The organism is Aeromicrobium sp. 10G20-16 (assembly GCF_055809665.1).
Genome location: NZ_CM147919.1, coordinates 1335942 through 1352980, shown reverse-complemented (window position 1 = coordinate 1352980; position 17039 = coordinate 1335942). Strand labels below are relative to the sequence as shown.

Here is a 17039-nt window from a genome sequence, read left to right as displayed (position 1 = left end):
GGCGTCGTCTCTCGCTGAGGAGTCCCTCGCGCAAGAGACGATCGCACCAGCCGCCCGGTGGTACCTGTTGGCGGGCGGCGCACTGGCCCTGGCCGCCGTCGGGTCGCTGCTGGTGGGTTCGCGCACGCTGTCGCTGGACGGCGTGCTCGGCGGCGGCGCGGACCGAGTGGTGCTGGAGGCACGGGCCGTGCGCACGGTGCTCGCGGTGGTCGTCGGCGCAGCCCTCGCCCTCGCCGGCGCCGCGATGCAAGGGCTGACACGCAACCCGCTGGCCGATCCGGGCATCCTCGGCATCAACGCCGGGGCGGCGCTGGCGATCGTGATCGGCATCGTCGCGCTCGGAGCCGGGGGGCTGACCGACTACATCGTGCTCGGCTTCGTGGGTGCCGCCGTGGCCTGGTTCGCCGTGCACGTCATCGCCAGCATCGGACGTGGCGGTGCGACCCCGGCGAAGCTGACGGTTGCCGGTGCGGCGTTCGCGGCGGCTGCCAGCAGCTGGACGGTCGCCGTGCAGCTGGTCGACCAGGTCACTCTCGACGTCATGCGACGCTGGCAGGTCGGGTCGGTCGGCGGGCGCGACTGGAGCACCGTGCTGGCGGTCGCGCCCATCATCGGCGTGGGACTGGTGCTCGTGCTCGCGCTGGGGCGTACGCTCAACACCCTCGCTCTCGGCGACGACCTGGCGCGCGGACTGGGGCGGCGCACCGCGCTCGACCGGGTGCTGGTCGGTGGGGTCATCATCCTGCTCGCCGGCACCGCGACGGCGGTGGCCGGACCGATCGCCTTCGTGGGACTGATCGTCCCGCACCTGGTGCGCGGCCTGGTCGGACCGGACCACCGCCACCTGCTGCCGCTGAGCGCCCTCGTCGGCGCGGCCCTCGTGCTGGTCGCGGACACCCTCGGGCGAGTCGTCCTGCCGCCGTCGGAGGTGCAGGTCGGCATCATGACGGCCGTCGTCGGGGTCCCGTTCTTCCTCCTGCTGGTGCGGCGTGGGCGGATGGGCCTGTGAGCGCGACGACCGCCACTGCAGTTGTCGTCGGCCGGTCCACGATCGGCCAGTCCACGATCGGCCGGTACCGGGTGGTCGTCGGGGGACTGGCGGCCGCGCTGGTGGGCTCGTTCGCGATGCGTGTGCTGCTCGGCGACTACACGGTGACGATCCCGGACTTCCTGCGCATCCTCGGAGGCGAGAAGATCCCCGTCGCGTCCTTCGTCATCATGCAGTCGACGCTGCCACGTGCCGTGCTGGCGGTGCTGGTCGGACTCGCGCTGGGAGTGGCCGGGTCGCTGTTCCAGAACCTGCTGCGCAACCCGCTGGCCAGCCCGGACATCGTCGGCGTCAGCCTCGGTGCCAGCGCGGCCGGAGTCTTCGCGTTGCTGGTGCTCGGGCTGCGCGACGCCGCCGTCGCGGCGATCGCCGTGGTCGGCGCCGTGCTGGTCGCCGGGGTCGTGCGGTGGATCGCCGGATCGAGCGGCGGCTACCGCCTGGTGCTGGTGGGGGTGGGGGTCGCGGCCGGAATGGTCGCAGTCGTGCAGTACCTGCTGGCCAGGTCGAACACCTACGACGTCCAGCTGGCGCTGCGGTGGCTGGTGGGCAGCCTCACCCATGCGGGGTGGCCCACCATCACCGTGCTGGCCGGGGCGGTGACCGCGCTGGTCGCGACGCTGGCCGTGCTGGCGCGGGACCTCCCGGCGCTCGAGCTCGGCCCGGACGCCGCCGCCGCTCTGGGCGTCCCGACGCATCGGACCGACGCGCTGCTGCTGATCGGCGTGCTGCTGACCGCCTGTGCCGTGGCGGCGGCCGGCCCGGTGGCCTTCGTGGCGTTCATGTCCGGACCGATCGCTCGGTCCCTGCTGGGTGGCCGTCACACCCTGGTCCCTCCGGCCCTGGTCGGGGCGGTGCTGATGCTGCTGGCCGACTACACGGCGGCCTACCTCGTCCCCCAGGCCGTGCTGCCGGTCGGTGTGGTGACCGGTGCCGTGGGCGGACCGTTCCTGCTGTGGCTGCTGGCCCGCGGGGCGACGACAGGAGGCGCACGATGACCAGGTTGAGTGCCGAGGCGGTCAGCCTCGGATACGGCCACCGCACGGTGGTCAGCGACGTCACCGTGGCGATTCCCGACGGGCAGGTCACCGTGGTCGTCGGGGCCAACGCGTGCGGCAAGTCGACGCTCCTGCGCGGTCTGGCTCGCCTGCTGCGCCCCGATCACGGCAGCGTGCTGCTCGACGGTGAGGTCATCCACCGGCGCCCGACCAAGGACGTCGCCCGGGTGCTGGGACTGCTGCCTCAGCAGCCGGTGGCCCCGGACGGAGTGACCGTGGCGGACCTGGTCATGCGCGGGCGTCACCCGCACCACGGGCTGTTCAGCCGCCGCGCGGACGAGGACCGCGACGCGGTGGCCGAGGCGATGGAGCTGACCGGGACCACCGAGCTCGGCGACTGCGTGGTCGACGAGCTGTCCGGCGGGCAGCGTCAGCGGGTGTGGCTCGCGATGGCGCTGGCCCAGGGCACCGACCTGCTGCTGCTCGACGAGCCCACCACCTACCTCGACGTCGCCCACCAGATCGAGATGCTCGACCTGCTCGCCGACCTCAACGCGCGTCGCGGGCTGACGGTCGTCATGGTGCTGCACGACCTGAATCTCGCGGCCCGGTACGCCCATCGGCTCATCGCGATGAAGGACGGCGCCGTCGTGGCCGAGGGGTCGCCGCAGAGCGTCGTCACGGCCGAGCACGTCGAGCACGTCTTCGGCCTGCGCAGCCGGGTCATCGACGACCCGGTGTCCGGAACGCCCCTCGTGGTGCCGATCAGTCGCGTCCACACCGCCCCCGACCTCGACCAGGAGATGGCATGACCCAGCAGACCACCACCGAACCCCCACTCGTCCTCGGCGAGGTGGCGGTGCGCCGGGTCGAGCACCTCACTCCCGCGTTCGTCAGGGTCGAGCTGGCCGGCCCGTGCCTGGCGGACCTCGGCGTCGACGGACCGTGGCTCGACCAGCGGTTCAAGGTGATCTTCCCCAACGCGCACGGACAGCTGCCCGAGCTGGTGCAGGACGAGGACTGGTGGACCCGCTGGATGCAGCTGCCGGAGGACCGGCGAGGCGCGATGCGGACCTACACGGTGCGCGACGTCGTGGGGTCGGGCCTGACCACGGGCCTGGTCGTCGACATCGTGGTCCATCCGCCGGTGGCAGGCGAGGAGCCCGACGGGCCGGGCAACCGGTGGGCGCTCGGTGCGTCGGTGGGGGACCGGCTGGTGATCATCGCGCCCCGTCGGGACCACGACTTCGGCGGCCGCGAGTTCGCCCCGGACGCCGCCAGTCGCATGCTCGTCGTGGCCGACGAGACGGCCGTGCCTGCGGCGGCCGGCATCCTGCGCGACCTCGAGCCCGGCCTCACCGGCACGGTGCTGCTCGAGGTGCCGACGAGTGCTGACGTGCTCGACCTCGCCGCTCCGGAGGGCGTGGAGATCGTCTGGTTGCCGCGCAACGGCCGCCCCCGGGGAGAGCAGCTGCAGGCAGCGGCTCTGGACGCCCTCGGCGCCCGCGTGGACGCTCCCGTCGCGGTCTCGGGCGACGAGGTGGACCCGGATCTGTGGGAGACACCGGTGTACTCGTCCTCGGGCGAGCCGATCGCCGATGCCGCGAGGTCGGACGGTCGCGACGGCTTCTACGCGTGGATCGCGGGTGAGTCGAAGGTCGTCACCGGCCTGCGCCGCCTCCTCGTCAAGGACCTCGGCATCGACCGCCACCGGGTCGCCTTCATGGGCTACTGGCGCGAGGGCGTCGCCATGCGGTCGTGAGCCACGTCGGAGTTCACGCATGCGCAACCTGACGGGTCTAGCCTGAGGCGCATGAACGAGCCGCACCTGATCGTGCTCTTCGGAGCCACTGGAGACCTCGCCCGTCGCAAGCTGCTGCCGGGCATCATGCATCTCGTGCAGTCGCAGCTGGTGCCGGACTCGCGCGTCATCGGCGTGTCGATGGACGACTTCGACGACGACGGGTTCCGCGAGTTCGCCAAGCAGGCGTGCCAGGAGTTCGGCACCCGCGGCGTGCACAGCGGCGTCTGGGAGGACTTCGCGTCCAAGCTGTCGTACGTCAACGTCAAGGACGGCCCGGAAGCGTTGGCGCGCGCGGCCGCGGAGCAGGAGGCTGCGCTGGGCGGCAGCAACGGTCGGCTGCACTACCTGAGCGTGCCGCCCAAGGCCGCGCTCGACGTCGTCAAGACGCTCGACGCGGCCGACCTGGTGTCCGACTCGCGGATCATCATGGAGAAGCCCTTCGGCACCGACCTGGCCAGCGCGGTGTCGTTGAACGCCTCGATCCACGAGGTCTTCGACGAGAGCCAGATCTTCCGCATCGACCACTTCCTGGGCAAGGAGGCGGCGCTGAACATCCTGGCGTTCCGGTTCGCGAACGGCCTGTTCGAGCCGATCTGGAACCGCAACTTCATCGACCACGTCCAGATCGACGTGCCCGAGACGTTGTCGCTGGAGGGTCGCGCCGGGTTCTACGAGGGCACCGGCGCGTTCAAGGACATGGTCGTCACCCACCTGTTCCAGGTGCTGGCCTTCATGGCCATGGAACCGCCCACGTCGCTGGACTCGGACTCGATCTCGGAGGAGAAGAACAAGGTCTTCCGCTCCATGCTGCCGCTGGACCCGCGCGAGGTCGTCCGGGGCCAGTACCAGGGCTACCGGGACGAGCCCGGGGTGCCCGGCGACTCCGACACCGACACCTTCGTGGCGCTCAAGGCCGAGATCGACAACTGGCGCTGGGCCGGAGTGCCGTTCTACCTGCGCACCGGCAAGAAGATGGCCGAGGGTGCGCGCATCATCTCGATCGCGTTCCGCGAACCGCCGAAGAGCATGTTCCCGACCGGCTCGGGGGTGGGGCTGTCCGGCCCCGACCACCTGACGTTCGACCTGGCGGACTCCTCGAAGATGTCGCTGTCGTTCTACGGCAAGCGGCCCGGCCCGGGCATGAAGCTGGACAAGCTCAGCATGCAGTTCGCGATGCAGGAGACCGAGCGGGCCGGCGAGGTGCTGGAGGCCTACGAACGACTCATCTACGACGCGATGCGGGGCGAGCGCACCCTGTTCACCACCGCCGAGGGCATCGAGCGGCTGTGGGAGATCTCGGCGCCGCTGCTCGCCGACACCCCGCCCGTCCGCGCCTACCCGCCCGGCACGTGGGGCCCGAACGCCATCCACCAGCTGATCGCCCCCAAGGCCTGGCGCCTGCCCTTCGAGCGCACCTGGCGCAAGCCCAACACCACGGCCGAGTAGCCCGCCGACGAGTCACGTACGTCCGCTGACGAGTCACGTACGGCTGGTGAGGAGTCACCTACGGCTTGTGAGGAGTCACCTATGGCTCTCTGCAGAGACTCTGGGTGACTCGTCAGCAAACCTCCGTGACTCGTCAGCGGATCTGGGTGACTCGTCAGCGGAACTGGGTGACTCGTCAGCGGGACGGGGATCAGGGCCAGTGCTGCTCGACGAGGAGCACCGCCTCGGCGCGGGTCAGACCCAGCCGTCGCGCGACCCCGACGAACTCGCCGGCCGCGACCGCGGCATCCGGCTCGGTGCCGCGACGCCGGGCGATGGTCGATCCAGCACGACCACGGGTCTCGATGACGCCGTCGGACTCCAGTGCTCGGTAGGCCTTGGCCACCGTGTTGGTGGCCAGGTCGAGCTCGGTGGCCAGGCCGCGCACGGTCGGCAGTCGGTGGCCCGCAGCCAACGAACCATCTGCCGCGCCCTGGGCGATCTGCTGTCGCACCTGCTCGAACGGCGGGACGTCGGAGGAGTGGTCGATCGCGAATGCCATGTCAGCATTGTCGCCGTCGACAACTAGGGTGGGCAACGAGATGACGTTGCCGTTCCCCGTGCCCCCGCCTGCCTCCGCGCGGCCCCCCTCGACCCGCTCGACCGAGCGTCGCCGTCCCCGGTCCGAGACGCTGCTCGAGGGCCTCAACGAGGCGCAGGCCCAAGCCGTGTCGCACCCGGGCGGACCGTTGCTCGTCGTCGCCGGCGCCGGATCGGGCAAGACGCGGGTGCTCACCCGGCGCATCGCCTGGCTGATCGCGGCGAGGGGCGCCCACCCGGGATCGATCCTGGCCATCACCTTCACGAACAAGGCGGCTGCCGAGATGCGGGAGCGGGTGGCCGAGCTCGTCGGCGGGGCCGCGCGAGCCATGTGGGTCTCCACGTTCCACTCCGCCTGCGTGCGCATCCTGCGGCGCGAGCACGACAAGCTCGGTTTCACCTCGTCGTTCACCATCTACGACGCTGCCGACCAGCGCCGGCTGATGACGCTGGTGTGCCGCGACATGGACCTCGACCCCAAGCGCATCAACCCCCGCGCGGTGCTCAACTGGATCTCCAACCTCAAGAACGAGCTCGTCGACCACGAGTCGGCCGCCAGCCGGGCCACCAACCCCACCGAGGAGATCTACGCCGAGGTCTACTCCACGTACCAGGCGCGGCTCAGCGCGGCCAACGCCATGGACTTCGACGACCTGATCATGAACACCGTCCACCTCCTGCAGGGCTGGCCCGACGTCGCCGAGGGATACCGTCGCCGCTTCCGTCACCTGCTGGTCGACGAGTACCAGGACACCAACCACGCCCAGTACCAGCTCATCAAGGAGCTGACCGACCCCGAGTCCGACCTGCTGGTCGTCGGCGACTCGGACCAGTCCATATACGCGTTCCGGGGTGCCAGCATCCGCAACATCCTCGAGTTCGAGGACGACTTCCCCAACGCCACCACCATCTTGCTCGAGCAGAACTACCGCTCCACGCAGACCATCCTCACCGCCGCCAACGCCGTCATCAGTCGCAACGAGGGCCGCAAGGACAAGAAGCTGTGGTCGGCAGAGGGCGACGGCGATCCGATCATCGGCTACGTCGGAGACGACGAGCGCGACGAGGCGCAGTACATCGCCGACGAGATCGACCGGCTGTCCGACGAGGCCGGCGTCGCCGCCAAGGACGTCGCGATCTTCTACCGCACCAACGCGCAGAGCCGGGTGTTCGAGGAGGTGTTCATCCGCGTCGGACTGCCGTACCGCGTCGTCGGCGGAGTGCGCTTCTACGAGCGCAAGGAGGTCAAGGACGCGCTGGCGTACCTGCGGGTGCTGATCAACCCGCGCGACACCGTCTCGATCCGCCGCATCCTCAACGAGCCCAAGCGCGGCATCGGCGACCGGGCCGAGGCCGCCGTCCAGCGCCTCGCCACCCAGCACGACATCAGCTTCTGGGAGGCGCTCACGCGGGCTCGCGAGGCGACCGACCTGGCCACCCGGTCCCTCAACGCCATCGAGGCCTTCACCGCCTTCATGTCCGACCTCATCGCCATGGCCGACAGCGGTGCGCCCGCCGACGCCGTGCTCGAGGCGGCCCTCACGCGCAGCGGCTACCTGTCCACGTTGGAGGACAGCACCGATCCGCAGGACGAGACCCGCGTGGAGAACCTGGCCGAGCTGGTCGCGGTCGCCCGCGAGTTCGTGGTCAATGCGTCCACCCTCGAGGACTCCGAGGACGGTTCCGGTCTGGAGGAGGCCGACCTCGCTCCCGGGTCGTTGCCCGCGTTCCTCGAGCAGGTGGCACTGGTCGCCGACGCCGACTCGATCCCCGACGAGGGCGACGGCGTGGTCACGCTGATGACGCTGCACACGGCCAAGGGCCTGGAGTTCCCGGTCGTGTTCCTCACCGGTCTGGAGGACGGCGTGTTCCCGCACATGCGCTCGATGGGAGACCCGGTCGAGCTCGAGGAGGAACGCCGCCTCGCCTACGTCGGCATCACGCGAGCGCGCACCGCCCTGTACGTCACGCGGGCCACCACACGCTCAGCGTGGGGCGCACCCAGCTACAACCCGCCGTCACGGTTCCTCGACGAGCTCCCGGTCGACCTGGTCGACTGGAAGCGCGTGGCGTCGGCCCCCACGCAATGGACGCCCAGCACGCCGTCGGCCACGGCTCGGTCGTCGTTCCGCACCTCCAACGTCGCGGCTCGGTCCACCAAGGGCACCCGCGCCGTCGTGTCGCTCGACGCCGGTGACCGGGTCAACCACGACACGTTCGGGCTGGGCACGGTCGTGGCCATCGACGGTGAGGGCGACCGCGCCCAGGCGTCGGTCGACTTCGGCACCCATGGGGTCAAGCGGCTGCTGCTGCGCTACGCGCCGGTCGAGAAGCTCTGAGGCGACTCATCGACGCACCTGCGTGACTCGTCGGCGAACCTGCGTGACTCGTCAGCGAACCTGCGTGACTCGTCGGCGAACCTGCGTGACTCGTCGGCGTTACGGGTTGACGCCGTGCTCGCGGAGCGCGGGCTCGGGGTCGACCGGACCGCCGCCGCCGGGGTGAACCTCCAGGTGCAGGTGCGGTCCGGTGACGTTGCCGGTGGAGCCGGTGTAGCCGATGACCTGGCCGGGGTCGACCTTGTCGCCGGGGGAGACCGCGATGCGGCTCTGGTGGCAGTACCAGACGTCGGTGCCGTCGAGCAGGGTGATGATGGTGCGGTTGCCGTACGCGCCCTCGTAGCCCGTGGACTTCACGGTGCCGGCGGCCACCGAGACGATGGTGGAGCCTGACGGGCCGGCGAAGTCGAGGCCGGTGTGGCGACGTGACCACAAGGCGCTGGCCTGGCCGAAACGTGCCGTGAGGTGGTAGCCGGTGACCGGGAGCACCCACTGGTTCTTCTTCAGCTCGGCGCTCTGCTGGTCGACCTTGGCGGCGAGGTCGGTGAGCGCCTTCTCGCGCTGGTCCTTCTGGGCCTGCAGCTGCCGGGTGAAGGTGGCGCGATCGAAGTCGCGGCTGACGTCGACCGATCCGGCCGCAGCGGCGGCGCTGTCGCCGCCGGTGTAGGACTCCGAGATGGTCTGGTACTTGCTGGCGTCGAGGGTTCCGGTGTCGGTCGCGTTGCCCACGGCGGTGGACAAGAACCCGGCGGTGATCAGCACGACCGCGCCGACCATGGCGGGCGTGGGCCGCAGGTGATGGCGTGAGGAGCGGCGGCGACGAGACGCGGCTCGACGGCCTCCGCCGGTGGCACCAGGGGTCGACGATCGTGCGTCAAGTCGGCGTTTGGGCGCAGACGACGTCACGCAGGACCTCCGTGGTGGTGTGGGAGCAACCACTCGAGACTAGCCGAGGCCTGGGCACCCGTGAAATCGAATCAGGGTGTTATCTGAGGGCTGTCGCCAACTCGGGACTAAAGTCCCATGGGCATGTGGCGCACCGCACGAAGGTCCGCGGCGTGTCGTCCAGACGGTCGCGTGCGACCATGCATCGCATGACCGACGAGCGATCCCAGCGCGTCGTCGTGGGGTCGTTCGGGGACGACGCCACGGCCAGGCTCCGGGCGCGCGGGCTGCTCATGTCGGCGTGCGAGGTGGTCTACGTCGGCGGCGACCAGTCCGTCGACCAGCTGGCCCGCACGGTCGAGGCGGAGGACGCCCGCGCCGTGTACGTCGACGGAGGTGACGAACGGCGCCAGGCGCTGGCGACGATGCTGACGGCGATGGGGCTGTCCGACGTGCGGGTGCACCCGGTGTGACCACGCCAGCTCGGTGTGACGCACCCGACCACCCACGCACGCCGATCTGTGGATAGAGTCAATGAGGCTCATTTGCTGGGCCGATCGTCACGACCAAGGGACGGATTCACCGTGGATTTGATGGAGTACCAGGCGAAGGAGCTCTTCGCCAAGCACGAGGTGCCGGGCACGCCGGGCATCGTCGCCAACACGCCAGAAGAGGCCAGGACCGCCGCCGAGCAGCTCGGCGTCTGTGTCGTCAAGGCCCAGGTCAAGGCAGGAGGCCGCGGCAAGGCCGGCGGCGTCAAGCTGGCGAAGACCCCGGACGAGGCCTTCGAGCACGCGTCGGCCATTCTCGGCATGCAGATCAAGGGACTCACGGTCAACCGTGTCCTGATCGCGCCGGCGGCGACCATCGAGGAGGAGTACTACTTCTCCTTCCTGCTCGACCGCTCGAACCGCAGCTACCTGTGCATCGCGAGCATCGAGGGCGGTGTCGAGATCGAGGAGGTCGCGAAGACCAACCCCGACGCCGTCAAGCAGATCCCGATCGACCCGGGCGCCGGTGTCGACGAGGCCAAGGCGCGCGAGATCGTCGCCGAGGTCGGCTTCCCCGCGGAGCTGACCGAGCAGGCCGTCGAGACCGTGCTGGCGCTGTGGAAGACCTTCGTGGAGGAGGACGCGACACTCGTCGAGGTCAACCCGCTCGCCCGTCTGGCCGGCGACAAGATCGAGGCGCTCGACGGCAAGGTCTCGCTGGACGAGAACGCCGAGTTCCGCCACGAGGACCACGCCGCGTTCGAGGACAAGGCCGCCGCTGACCCGCTGGAGGCCAAGGCCAAGGAGAAGGGCCTCAACTACGTCAAGCTCGACGGCGAGGTCGGCATCATCGGCAACGGCGCCGGGCTCGTCATGAGCACCCTCGACGTCGTCGCCTACGCCGGCGAGAAGCACGGCAACGTCAAGCCCGCCAACTTCCTCGACATCGGTGGAGGAGCGTCGGCGCAGGTCATGGCCGACGGCCTCGACGTCATCCTCGGTGACGAGCAGGTCAAGAGCGTGTTCGTGAACGTGTTCGGCGGCATCACCTCGTGTGACGCGGTCGCCAACGGCATCAAGGGTGCGCTCGAGCTGCTCGGCGACAACGCCACCAAGCCGCTCGTGGTCCGCCTCGACGGCAACAACGTCGACGAGGGCCGCGCGATCCTCGACGAGCTCAACCACCCGCTGGTCACGCAGGTGGAGACCATGGACGGTGCGGCCGACAAGGCCGCCGAGCTGGCGAACGGCTGAAGGGGCTGAGATGTCAATCTTTCTGAACAAGGACTCCAAGGTCATCGTCCAGGGCATCACCGGCGGTGAGGGCACCAAGCACACGGCGCGCATGCTCGCCTCGGGCACCCAGGTGGTCGGTGGCGTCAACGCCCGCAAGGCCGGCACCACGGTGTCGCACACCGATGCCGACGGCAACGCCGTCGAGCTGCCGGTGTTCGGCTCGGTCGCCGAGGCCATGGAGAAGACCGGCGCGAACGTGTCGGTGCTCTTCGTGCCGCCGCCGTTCACCAAGGACGCCGTGGTCGAGGCCATCGACGCCGAGATCCCTCTCGCGGTCATCATCACCGAGGGTGTCCCGGTGCAGGACTCGGCAGAGTTCTGGGCCTACGCCCAGGGCAAGAAGACGCGTCTCATCGGACCGAACTGCCCCGGCATCATCACGCCGGGAGAGGCGCTGGCCGGCATCACGCCGGCCACGATCTCCGGCTCCGGCCCGGTCGGACTGGTGTCCAAGTCGGGCACGCTGACCTACCAGATGATGTTCGAGCTGCGTGACTTCGGCTTCACCACGGCCATCGGCATCGGCGGGGACCCGATCATCGGCACCACGCACATCGACGCCCTCGAGGCGTTCGAGGCCGACCCCGACACCAAGGCGATCGTGATGATCGGCGAGATCGGTGGCGACGCCGAGGAGAAGGCTGCCGCCTACATCAAGGAGCACGTCACCAAGCCGGTCGTCGGCTACGTGGCGGGCTTCACCGCACCCGAGGGCAAGACCATGGGCCACGCCGGCGCCATCGTCTCCGACGGCGCGGGCACCGCGCAGGGCAAGAAGGAGGCCCTCGAGGCCGCCGGGGTCAAGGTCGGCAAGACGCCGTCCGAGACCGCTGCCCTCATGCGGGAGATCCTGCAGAACCTCTGACCCTCGGGTCGGCACGACGCCCTCGACGCAGCCTCGGCTCGCGTCGGGGGCGTCTACTTCTCCAGGTCGACGTACTTGAGTCGGGTTCCGGCGCGCGTGGTCACGCCCTTGAAGACATCGGACGACATGTCGTAGTCGCCCGCCGGGGTGAAGGTCACCTGCGCGACGTCGGCGCCACGCCGCACCAGGCCGACGCGGTAGTAGACGCGGCTGCCCTTGTCGACCTCGAGGCCGACCCGCCACACGTTGCCGCTGGTGCGGTCGTTCGTGATCGTGTCGGTCTGGTCGATCTTGGCCGCCAGATTGTCGTCGGGGCACGAGTCGATGCGCTTCTTGAAGGCCGCGACGAACTTCTTGGCTGCGGCCTCGTCCTCGAACCGTCCGACCGTCTCGGTGAGACCGAACTGCTGGGGAAGCTCTCGTGCCTGGTACAGCACGAAGACCCTCGACCACGCCGAGGTGACCGACGGCCCGCTGAAGTCGGCGCGATCGCAGACCGTGGCTGCCGGGTTGGGATCCGGCTCCGCCGCCGTGGCGGCCCAGACGCGGTCGACGTCGGCGATCGGCGGGAGGTCGACGACACCGAGGAACGCGGGGGCGTCGGTGGTGCGCGGCGGGTCTGCACGCGTCAACGTGATGTCGTCGGTGCACCGTCCACCGCTGTCCTTGCAGACCTTGGCCACCGAGTCGTTCAGGGTGCGGGCGAAGTCCTCGAGATCGGGGCCGGTGGTGCCGTCGACCTCGTGCACGAGCGTGCTGGTGACGCTGCCGGACTGGCTGAAACCGACCGTGAAGGTGCGCACGGGCGACCGGTTCGAGGCCAGCCGCAAGATGGTGAAGTCGCCGAAGGGCCGCTGGACGGCGTAGGCAGCGACCAGCTGCACGCGGGGGTGCTCGCAGTCGGCGAAGGACCGGATGAGCTTCTGCGAGGCCTTCTTGGCCCGATCCACGCTGCTGGAGACCTCGATGGACTGGGCGACGCGTTCGTGGCTGGTTCGCGATCCCGTGAACGTGCGGACGAAGACCCGCAACGGGTCCGGATCGGCGAATCGTTCGGTGGGGCACGTGGCGTACGGGGTGGTGTTGGAGGCGTCGTCGTCGGTGGCCTCGATGTCCCAGGAGGCGCCGGGGTTGAGCCGTTGGACCTGGGCGGGCGCCAGCAGGTCGCCGTTGTCGATCTTGCGGGCGTCCAGCACGAGGTCGGCGCCCTCGGCGCCGATCTTCTCGCGCGACGGCAGGGCGCTCTGCATGGCGAGGGCGTCGTCGTCGGTGGTGACCAGGCCCGCGGCGATCACGCCGACGATCGCCGCGGCGACCAGCAGGACGGTGTTGCGCTGGCGACCGCGCCGGGCGGCTGCCCGCACGGTGCCGGGCTCGGGCAGGTCCAGCGCGCTGGTGGCGCGGGCGAGCCCGTGCATGCGGGACTCGATCTCGCCGATCTGCTGGCCCAGCACTCGCTCCAGCGACGACAACCCGTTGGTGACCTGCTCGATGCCGTCCTCGGCCGGCAGGCCGACCTCGAGGGACGCGTCCTCCAGGTCGGCGCGACCCAGGGTCATCAGGACGATGAGGCGGCGTTCATCGCCGTCGAGGTCGCCGAGGGCCTCGAGGAGGGCGACGTCGGAGTCGTCCTCGTGACGACGACGGAGTGGGTGGGTGCTGCGGCTCAACGCGATGGCACGCCAGGCCTCGGTGCGGACGTGGCCGAGCGGGTTGCGATCGCGCACCTTGGCCCAGTCACGCCAGGTACGCCGGTACGCGTCGGTGGTGGCCTCCAGGGCGACCTGGCGGTCGCCGCACAGCGCGTAGGTGGCAGCGACGGCGTCGGCAAAGGTCGATCTGAAGAAGCTGTCGAACTCGTCGACGCGTGACATCGCAGCCTCCCTTCGGCGCTCGGCGTGCCTCTGTGCGGCATCGTCACGATACAGGGGAGGATGAACCAATGACCGCTCCCTCCGAGACCCCGTACCTCCGGGCTGCGTTCCTGGCCGGCACGCTCGCCGCTGCGGCCTCGATGGTGCTCGCCGCGGTCGTGGTCGCGCTGGCCCGAGGCACCGGCGACCTGGCGGTGGGCGCGATCGCGAGAATCGCGGCGCAGGTGTGGCTCGCCGTCATGGGATCCGGCGTCACAGCAGACGGCGTCAGCATCACCCTCGTGCCGGTGGGCGCCACCGCGCTCGCGGTGGGGGTCGTGGCCGTCGTGGTGCGGTGGTCGTTGCCGGACCCGGTCGACGACCTGCCCGCCTTCGTCATCTCGACCGCCGGCGTGCACGGCGTGGTCGGCGCCCTGGTGGCGTCCGTGGCAGGTGCCGGTGGCACGAACGTCTCACCGGTGCGCGCTGCCGCCGCCGCCTTCGTCGTCGGCGGAATCGGTGCCGCGGTCGGTGCGGTCCGCCGCCAGGGTGGAGGCGCGGCCCTGTGGTTCACCGTCAGCGACGACGTGCGGCGTGCGGTGCGCTCCGGGCTGTGGGGCGTCGCCACCGTGCTGGGCGCTGCCACCGCGGTGGTCGTCGTGCTGCTGCTGGTCCACCTCGATCGGGCCGGTGACCTCTGGGCGCTGGTCGACCCCGGTGTCGCCGGAGGGCTGGTCCTGGCCGTCGGGTGCCTGCTGGCGATGCCCACCCTCGTCCTCTGGGTGGCCTCGGCCCTGATCGGGCCCGGGTTCGCCGTCGGCACCGACACCTCGGTCGACCTCACCGGGTCGCAGCTGGGCGCCGTGCCCGGGTTCCCCGTGCTGGCGGCGCTGCCGTCGCCGGGGACCTTCCCCGGCTGGGTGTTCCTGCTCGGCCTGGTTCCGCTGGTCGCCGGCATGGTCGCGGGCTGGCGTGCCGACGTGGGTCAGCGCGAGGGCATCGTTGCGCGCGTGGTGGTGGGAATCGCCGCCGGTGCGGCCGGCGGATTCATGCTGGGTGTGCTGGTCGGCGCGTCCGGCGGTGCCATCGGGCCCGGACGGATGGCGCAGGCAGGTCCGCCGGCACTCACGCCGCTGCTGGTGGCCGTGCCCGTGATGGCCATGGGCGGTGCCATCGGGGCCGTCCTTGCGCACTATCGTGGCCTTCGTGTCCACGAGTCGGCAGGAACAGGCGAGACTCGTCGTCCTCGTCTCGGGCAGCGGCACGAACCTGCAGGCCCTGATCGACGCGACGAACGACCCTGACTACGGGGCCGAGATCGTCGCGGTCGGGGCGGACCGTCCTGACATCGAGGGCCTCGCACGGGCCGAGCGCCACGGCGTCGAGACCTTCGTGCTGCCCGTCGCGGACTTCCCCGACCGGGCCGCCTGGGACGTCGCGCTGGCCGACCGGGTCGCCGAGCACGCCCCCGACCTGGTGGTGCTCGCCGGGTTCATGAAGCTCACCGGCCCCGCGTTCCTGGCGCTCTTCGGCGGGCGCACCGTCAACACCCACCCGGCGTTGTCCCCGGCCTTCCCCGGCATGCACGGTCCGCGCGACGCACTGGCGTACGGCGTCAAGGTCACCGGGGCCACCTTGTTCGTGGTCGACGAGGGCGTCGACACCGGACCGATCGTCGCGCAGGTCGCCGTGCCGGTGCTGCCCGACGACGACGAGAGCACGTTGCACGAGCGCATCAAGGTCAGCGAGCGTCAGATGCTGGTCGACTGGGTCGGCCGCATGGCGCGCGAGGACTTCACCATCACAGATCGCACCATCACGTTCGGAGAGCAATGACATCCCACGACGCCCCGGGCACGCGCCCGATCAAGCGAGCCCTCGTCTCGGTCTACGACAAGAGCGGTCTGGAGGACCTCGCCCGCGACCTGCACGCGGCGGGTGTCTCGATCGTGTCGACCGGATCGACCGCCAGGACCATCGAGGCCGCCGGCGTGCCGGTCACTCCGGTGGAGGAGCTGACCGGCTTCCCCGAGTGCCTGGACGGGCGCGTCAAGACGCTGCACCCGCGCGTGCACGCGGGCATCCTGGCCGATCTGCGTCTCGACGACCACCAGCGACAGCTGGCGGACCTCGAGATCGAGCCGTTCGACCTGGTGATCGTCAACCTCTACCCGTTCCGTGAGACCGTCCAGTCCGGCGCGACGCCCGACGAGTGCGTCGAGCAGATCGACATCGGCGGTCCGTCGATGGTGCGGGCGGCGGCCAAGAACCACCCCAGCGTGTCCGTCGTCGTCTCGCCCCAGAGGTACGACGCGGTGCGCGACGCCATCGCGGCCGGCGGCTTCACGATGGAGCAGCGCAAGCGCCTCGCCGGCGAGGCGTTCGCCCACACGGCGGCGTACGACGTGGCGGTGGCGTCGTGGTTTGCGAGCGCCTACGCGCCGAGCGAGGACGGGTGGCCGGACTTCACCGGTGCCACGTGGGAGAAGTCGGCCGTCCTGCGGTACGGCGAGAACCCGCACCAGCAGGCGGCGCTGTACCGCCACTGGCGAGGGGGCCTGGCGGCCGCCGAACAGCTGCACGGCAAGGAGATGAGCTACAACAACTACGTCGACACCGATGCAGCCCGCCGTGCCGCGCACGACTTCGAGCGGCCGGCCGTGGCGATCATCAAGCACGCCAACCCGTGCGGCATCGCGGTCGGCGACGACGTCGCCGAGGCGCACGCCCGCGCCCACGCCTGTGATCCGGTCTCGGCATTCGGAGGGGTCATCGCGGCCAACCGGCCCGTCTCGGTGGCGATGGCCGAGCAGGTCGCCGAGGTCTTCACCGAGGTCATCGTGGCGCCCGACTACGAGCCGGGCGCGGTCGAGGTGCTGCAGGGCAAGAAGAACATCCGGATCCTGCGCGTCCCCTCCGACGAACACCCTGACCCGATCGAGTTCCGCGGGATCAGTGGCGGAGTGCTCGTGCAGCGCGTCGACCACGTCGACGCGGTGCAGGACGAGGGCGGCGACGACCCGTCCACCTGGACCCTGGCGGCCGGCGAGCCGGCCGACGAGTCCACCCTGGCCGACCTCGCCTTCGCGTGGACGGCGTGCCGGGCGGTGAAGTCCAACGCGATCCTGCTGGCCAAGGACGGTGCGTCCGTCGGCGTCGGCATGGGCCAGGTTAACCGGGTCGACTCCTGCAAGCTGGCGGTCGAGCGTGCCGGTGCCGAGCGGGCCAGGGGTGCCGTCGCGGCGTCGGACGCGTTCTTCCCGTTCGCCGACGGCCCGCAGATCCTCATCGACGCCGGCGTGAAGGCCATCGTGCAGCCCGGCGGGTCGGTGCGCGACGACGAGACGATCGCCGCCGCCGACGCCGCCGGCGTCACGATGTACGTCACCGGCACCCGTCACTTCTTCCACTGAGGCGACCCGGCGATGGGTGGCCAAC

15 protein-coding genes are annotated in these 17039 nt (G+C 70.5%); 12 read left to right on the top strand and 3 right to left on the bottom strand.

Annotation, left to right across the window (positions count from 1 at the left end; genetic code table 11):
- Positions 1-67 precede the first annotated feature (67 nt).
- From AC0L5F_RS06765 to zwf, 5 genes are read left to right on the top strand one after another with little or no spacing between them, the layout of a single operon-like run.
- Positions 68-1009, top strand: coding sequence for a FecCD family ABC transporter permease (locus tag AC0L5F_RS06765; RefSeq protein WP_473315858.1), 942 nt, complete (start codon positions 68-70; stop codon positions 1007-1009).
- A complete protein-coding gene (locus AC0L5F_RS06760) occupies positions 1006-2043 on the top strand; it encodes a FecCD family ABC transporter permease (protein ID WP_473315857.1) in 1038 nt (345 codons plus the stop codon). Before AC0L5F_RS06765 ends, AC0L5F_RS06760 begins: the two co-directional genes overlap by 4 nt.
- Positions 2040-2855 (top strand): ABC transporter ATP-binding protein, encoded by an 816-nt coding sequence (locus AC0L5F_RS06755; RefSeq protein WP_473315856.1) that lies wholly within the window; start codon positions 2040-2042, stop codon positions 2853-2855. The genes AC0L5F_RS06760 and AC0L5F_RS06755 overlap by 4 nt, the downstream gene beginning before the upstream one ends.
- Positions 2852-3805, top strand: a complete 954-nt coding sequence (locus tag AC0L5F_RS06750) for a siderophore-interacting protein (protein WP_473315855.1) — start codon at positions 2852-2854, stop codon at positions 3803-3805. The genes AC0L5F_RS06755 and AC0L5F_RS06750 overlap by 4 nt, the downstream gene beginning before the upstream one ends.
- 51 nt (positions 3806-3856) lie before the next feature.
- Positions 3857-5293: a glucose-6-phosphate dehydrogenase gene (gene zwf, locus AC0L5F_RS06745; protein ID WP_473315854.1), complete on the top strand. Its 1437-nt coding sequence runs from the start codon at positions 3857-3859 to the stop codon at positions 5291-5293.
- A 190-nt stretch (positions 5294-5483) separates the two neighbouring features.
- On the opposite strand, the gene AC0L5F_RS06740 is transcribed toward zwf, so the two are convergent.
- Positions 5484-5834 (bottom strand): GntR family transcriptional regulator, encoded by a 351-nt coding sequence (locus AC0L5F_RS06740; RefSeq protein ID WP_473315853.1) that lies wholly within the window; start codon positions 5832-5834, stop codon positions 5484-5486.
- Between the two features lie 40 nt (positions 5835-5874).
- On the opposite strand from AC0L5F_RS06740, the gene pcrA reads away from it, so the two are divergent.
- The gene (pcrA, locus tag AC0L5F_RS06735; RefSeq protein ID WP_473315852.1) at positions 5875-8211 is read left to right on the top strand and encodes a DNA helicase PcrA; all 2337 of its coding nucleotides are present in this window, start codon (positions 5875-5877) and stop codon (positions 8209-8211) included.
- A gap of 99 nt (positions 8212-8310) precedes the next feature.
- Here the strand turns inward: pcrA and AC0L5F_RS06730 are convergent, their stop codons facing one another.
- Positions 8311-8988: a M23 family metallopeptidase gene (locus AC0L5F_RS06730; protein WP_473315851.1), complete on the bottom strand. Its 678-nt coding sequence runs from the start codon at positions 8986-8988 to the stop codon at positions 8311-8313.
- A gap of 317 nt (positions 8989-9305) precedes the next feature.
- On the opposite strand from AC0L5F_RS06730, the gene AC0L5F_RS06725 reads away from it, so the two are divergent.
- From AC0L5F_RS06725 to sucD, 3 genes are all read left to right on the top strand, one after another.
- A complete protein-coding gene (locus AC0L5F_RS06725; RefSeq protein WP_473315850.1) occupies positions 9306-9569 on the top strand; it encodes a hypothetical protein in 264 nt (87 codons plus the stop codon).
- Between the two features lie 111 nt (positions 9570-9680).
- Positions 9681-10841 carry an ADP-forming succinate--CoA ligase subunit beta gene (sucC, locus tag AC0L5F_RS06720; RefSeq protein ID WP_473315849.1) on the top strand — a complete coding sequence of 387 codons (1161 nt, stop codon included), beginning with the start codon at positions 9681-9683 and terminating at the stop codon, positions 10839-10841.
- A 10-nt stretch (positions 10842-10851) separates the two neighbouring features.
- Positions 10852-11748, top strand: coding sequence for a succinate--CoA ligase subunit alpha (gene sucD, locus AC0L5F_RS06715; protein WP_473315848.1), 897 nt, complete (start codon positions 10852-10854; stop codon positions 11746-11748).
- A gap of 53 nt (positions 11749-11801) precedes the next feature.
- Here sucD and AC0L5F_RS06710 read toward each other — a convergent pair whose 3' ends face one another.
- Positions 11802-13622 (bottom strand): SigE family RNA polymerase sigma factor, encoded by a 1821-nt coding sequence (locus tag AC0L5F_RS06710; protein WP_473315847.1) that lies wholly within the window; start codon positions 13620-13622, stop codon positions 11802-11804.
- 68 nt (positions 13623-13690) lie between these two features.
- Here AC0L5F_RS06710 and AC0L5F_RS06705 point away from each other — a divergent pair, with 68 nt between their 5' ends.
- Genes AC0L5F_RS06705 through purH form a run of 3 tightly spaced genes read left to right on the top strand, consistent with a single transcriptional unit; the run spans position 13691 to position 17014 of the window.
- Positions 13691-14905 (top strand): cell division protein PerM, encoded by a 1215-nt coding sequence (locus AC0L5F_RS06705; RefSeq protein WP_473315846.1) that lies wholly within the window; start codon positions 13691-13693, stop codon positions 14903-14905.
- Positions 14808-15437, top strand: a complete 630-nt coding sequence (purN, locus tag AC0L5F_RS06700) for a phosphoribosylglycinamide formyltransferase (protein WP_473315845.1) — start codon at positions 14808-14810, stop codon at positions 15435-15437. Before AC0L5F_RS06705 ends, purN begins: the two co-directional genes overlap by 98 nt.
- Positions 15434-17014 (top strand): bifunctional phosphoribosylaminoimidazolecarboxamide formyltransferase/IMP cyclohydrolase, encoded by a 1581-nt coding sequence (purH, locus tag AC0L5F_RS06695; RefSeq protein ID WP_473315844.1) that lies wholly within the window; start codon positions 15434-15436, stop codon positions 17012-17014. The genes purN and purH overlap by 4 nt, the downstream gene beginning before the upstream one ends.
- The last annotated feature ends 25 nt before the right edge of the window (positions 17015-17039 follow it).

Coding starts and splice junctions, on each gene's coding strand:
- AC0L5F_RS06755 (WP_473315856.1), top strand. CDS start 2,040: ATGACCAGGTTGAGTGCCGAGGCGGTCAGCCTCGGATACGGCCACCGC.
- AC0L5F_RS06750 (WP_473315855.1), top strand. CDS start 2,852: ATGACCCAGCAGACCACCACCGAACCCCCACTCGTCCTCGGCGAGGTG.
- zwf (WP_473315854.1), top strand. CDS start 3,857: ATGAACGAGCCGCACCTGATCGTGCTCTTCGGAGCCACTGGAGACCTC.
- AC0L5F_RS06740 (WP_473315853.1), bottom strand. CDS start 5,834: ATGGCATTCGCGATCGACCACTCCTCCGACGTCCCGCCGTTCGAGCAG.
- pcrA (WP_473315852.1), top strand. CDS start 5,875: ATGACGTTGCCGTTCCCCGTGCCCCCGCCTGCCTCCGCGCGGCCCCCC.
- AC0L5F_RS06730 (WP_473315851.1), bottom strand. CDS start 8,988: ATGGTCGGCGCGGTCGTGCTGATCACCGCCGGGTTCTTGTCCACCGCC.
- AC0L5F_RS06725 (WP_473315850.1), top strand. CDS start 9,306: ATGACCGACGAGCGATCCCAGCGCGTCGTCGTGGGGTCGTTCGGGGAC.
- sucD (WP_473315848.1), top strand. CDS start 10,852: ATGTCAATCTTTCTGAACAAGGACTCCAAGGTCATCGTCCAGGGCATC.
- AC0L5F_RS06710 (WP_473315847.1), bottom strand. CDS start 13,622: ATGTCACGCGTCGACGAGTTCGACAGCTTCTTCAGATCGACCTTTGCC.
- AC0L5F_RS06705 (WP_473315846.1), top strand. CDS start 13,691: ATGACCGCTCCCTCCGAGACCCCGTACCTCCGGGCTGCGTTCCTGGCC.
- purH (WP_473315844.1), top strand. CDS start 15,434: ATGACATCCCACGACGCCCCGGGCACGCGCCCGATCAAGCGAGCCCTC.